Origin of the sequence: Bacillus sp. JJ783, assembly GCF_036963225.1 — a bacterium.
Lineage (GTDB): Bacteria > Bacillota > Bacilli > Bacillales > Bacillaceae_G > Bacillus_A > Bacillus_A cereus_U.
Genome location: NZ_JBALMG010000242.1, coordinates 1 through 3308, shown reverse-complemented (window position 1 = coordinate 3308; position 3308 = coordinate 1). Strand labels below are relative to the sequence as shown.

Here is a 3308-nt window from a genome sequence, read left to right as displayed (position 1 = left end):
ATATATTAAATAACAATAAATGGATTTGTTACAAAAGCGAAGAAAAGGACACGAGTTATTTTAAACGGTTATACAGAGAAGGAAGGAAAGCTGAGAACTTCCTAACGCAGAAAAATAACTTACCACCTTAGAGCTGCACTGGGGAAATCAAGTATCTAGTGCCGTGTAAACGACGTTATCGTAAAAGAAGCCATTGCATTTAGTGATGGGAATCTGGGTGGAACCACGGGTAAAAGCACACTCGTCCCTATTTTAGGGATGAGTGTGCTTTTTATTATGAAATGGAGAGATGAAAAATGAAAGAACAGATGATCGAAATTAAATTTCCAGATGGTAGCGTTAAAGAATTTGTGAAAGGCATTACTTTAGAAGAAATTGCTGGTTCGATTAGTAGTAGCTTGAAAAAGAAAGCAGTCGCAGGAAAAGTTAATGAGCAGTCTTTTGATTTACGACGAAACATTGAAGAGAATGCAGAAGTAGAAATTATTACTATTGACTCAAATGAAGGTGTAGAAATTGCAAGACACTCTGCGGCACATATATTAGCGCAAGCTGTGAAAAGAATTTATGGTGATGTGAAGCTTGGAGTAGGGCCAGTTATTGAGAATGGATTTTATTATGATATGGATCTTCAAAGTAGTGTAAACGTAGAAGATTTACCGAAAATAGAAAAAGAAATGAAAAATATTATAAATGAAAATGTAAAGATAGAACGAGTTGAAATCTCTCGAGAAGAAGCAAAAAAACTGTTTCAAGAAATGAATGATAGTTTGAAATTAGAGCTTTTAGAAGCAATACCTAATGAGGAAAGTGTAACACTTTATAAACAAGGTGAATTTGTAGATTTATGTAGAGGACCACATTTGCCATCTACTGGTTATCTGAAAGCATTTCAATTAACTCATGTTTCTGGTGCATATTGGCGAGGTGATAGTAACAATCAAGTGCTTCAGCGTATATACGGTGTGGCATTTGCTTCACAAAAAGAATTAGAAAATTATTTGCATTTTGTTGAAGAGGCTGCGAAGAGAAATCATCGGAAATTAGGTAGTGAACTTGAATTGTTTATGTTTTCGGAAGAGGCTCCGGGAATGCCGTTTTACTTGCCAAAAGGACAGATTATTCGCAATGAATTAGAAGCATTTTTAAGAAAAATTCAAAATGAGTACAATTATCAAGAAGTGCGTACTCCATTTATGATGAATCAAGAATTATGGGAGAAGTCAGGACACTGGGGACATTACAAAGACAATATGTATTTCTCAGAAGTAGATCATAAAAGTTTTGCATTAAAACCGATGAACTGCCCAGGCCATATGCTTATGTTTAAAAATAAATTACATTCTTATCGTGAATTACCGATTCGTATGTGTGAGTTCGGTCAAGTGCATCGACATGAATTTAGTGGCGCTTTAAACGGATTATTAAGAGTTCGTACTTTCTGCCAAGATGATGCTCATTTATTTGTAACACCAGAACAAATTGAAGATGAAATCAAATCAGTAATGGCGCAAATTGATTACGTATATAAAACTTTTGGATTTGAGTATGAAGTAGAGCTTTCTACTCGTCCAAAAGATTCAATGGGTGATGATAAATTATGGGAGCAAGCAGAAGCAGCATTAGCAAATGTATTACAATCATTAAATTATAAATATAGATTAAATGAAGGTGATGGTGCATTTTACGGACCGAAAATTGATTTCCATATTAAAGATGCTTTAAATAGAAGTCATCAGTGCGGAACAATCCAGCTTGATTTCCAAATGCCAGAGAAATTTGATTTAAATTATATAGATGAGAATAATGAAAAGAGAAGACCAGTTGTCATTCACCGAGCAGTTTTAGGATCTTTAGATCGTTTCTTAGCAATATTAATTGAGCACTTTGGAGGCGCGTTCCCAGCGTGGGTGGCACCGGTTCAAGTGAAAGTAATTCCAGTTTCAAATGCAGTGCATAAACAATACGCAAATAGGATTGCAGATAAATTAGCACAAGCCGGAATTCGTGTCGAACGAGATATACGAGATGAAAAGTTAGGATATAAAATTAGAGAAGCGCAAATGCAAAAAGTTCCTTATGTTCTTGTTATTGGTGATAAAGAAATGGAAAGCAAAGCTGTAAATGTACGAAAATATGGGGAAGAGAAGTCGGAAGTTGTTGAACTAGATGCGTTTGTGGAAAGTATGAAAGAGGAAATAAAAAATAGGAAATAGAGATTGATAATAAAACACACCATTAATTATGTAATACTGAAGTTAAAGTAATTAAAGATATATTAAATAACAATAATAAACGCAGAGAAGGGATAGCTTAATTGCTATCCCTTCATTTTAATTTCACTATTTAATCCCATTGGTTGAAGAAAGTTGTTGTCTGTATTTATTGAGTGTATTCGTCGCTTTTGTACTCCAAAATATCACCTGGTTGACAATCTAAAGTCTTACATATCGCTTCTAATGTTGAAAAACGAACCGCTTTTGCTTTCCCATTTTTCAGAATGGAAAGATTCGCCATCGTAATCCCAACCCTCTCCGAAAGCCCCGTTACGCTCATTTTTCGTTTTGCTAACATCACATCAATATTAATAATAATTGCCATATCCTCCACCTCAGACCGTTAAATCATTTTCTGATTTTATATTAATAGCTTCTTGTAAAAGCCTTTGGAGAACAGCAGCAAAAACGGCGATCACCATAGAGGCGAAAATGATGGTCAATCCGATTGGTATGAAACTTGGAGGATCAATTTTTTTCGCCATGAGATAGTAGAGTGGCATACCTAACAAGTACAAGGTACTGATCGTGATGGCACAGTATTTTATATTCTTTAAAGACTTTACTGATAATTCCGAGAACGCTTGGTTCTTATCAATATAGCTTAAAAGTTTAAAAGCTTGATACAGAGCAAAGTAAAAAGGTATCGCTGCCGCGTACATATCGATTAAAATGAGAGATTTTATATAAGCAATATCCGGATACAATTCTCCAGCAAAATTCCCGATCTTAGGCACCAAAAATATGCACAATGCAAGAACTGGGATTCCTATAAAAATAATAGCTAGCTTTAAAAAGAGTGTCGTAACTTGTTTCATAAAAAGCACCTCGCTTATGCAATAACAACATGATTTTACTATGAAATTTATCGTTTTGCAATAAAATTGTATTGTTTTTTATTTTATTATTATTGTTATTGAAATATCTTTTTAATTTTGATGAAAATAAAAAGCATTTCTCATTCCAAAGAAATGCTCTTATGAAGTAGTATGTTTTATTTTACCTTACAAAAATGTAAGGTAAATGTAAGGG

General features: G+C 34.0%; 3 protein-coding genes and 1 other annotated feature. Of the genes, 1 reads left to right on the top strand and 2 read right to left on the bottom strand.

Annotated features, from left to right (window positions below; translation table 11 throughout):
• Positions 1–30 precede the first annotated feature (30 nt).
• Positions 31–252 (top strand) — a binding site (T-box leader).
• A gap of 44 nt (positions 253–296) precedes the next feature.
• Positions 297–2216 (top strand): threonine--tRNA ligase, encoded by a 1920-nt coding sequence (gene thrS / locus V7038_RS29035; protein ID WP_335696053.1) that lies wholly within the window; start codon positions 297–299, stop codon positions 2214–2216.
• A gap of 166 nt (positions 2217–2382) precedes the next feature.
• On the opposite strand, the gene V7038_RS29030 is transcribed toward thrS, so the two are convergent.
• A complete protein-coding gene (locus tag V7038_RS29030) occupies positions 2383–2601 on the bottom strand; it encodes a helix-turn-helix domain-containing protein (protein ID WP_199661277.1) in 219 nt (72 codons plus the stop codon).
• Between the two features lie 10 nt (positions 2602–2611).
• Entirely contained in the window at positions 2612–3094 is a 483-nt protein-coding gene (locus V7038_RS29025) for a DUF2975 domain-containing protein (RefSeq protein ID WP_335696052.1), read from the bottom strand.
• Positions 3095–3308 lie beyond the last annotated feature (214 nt).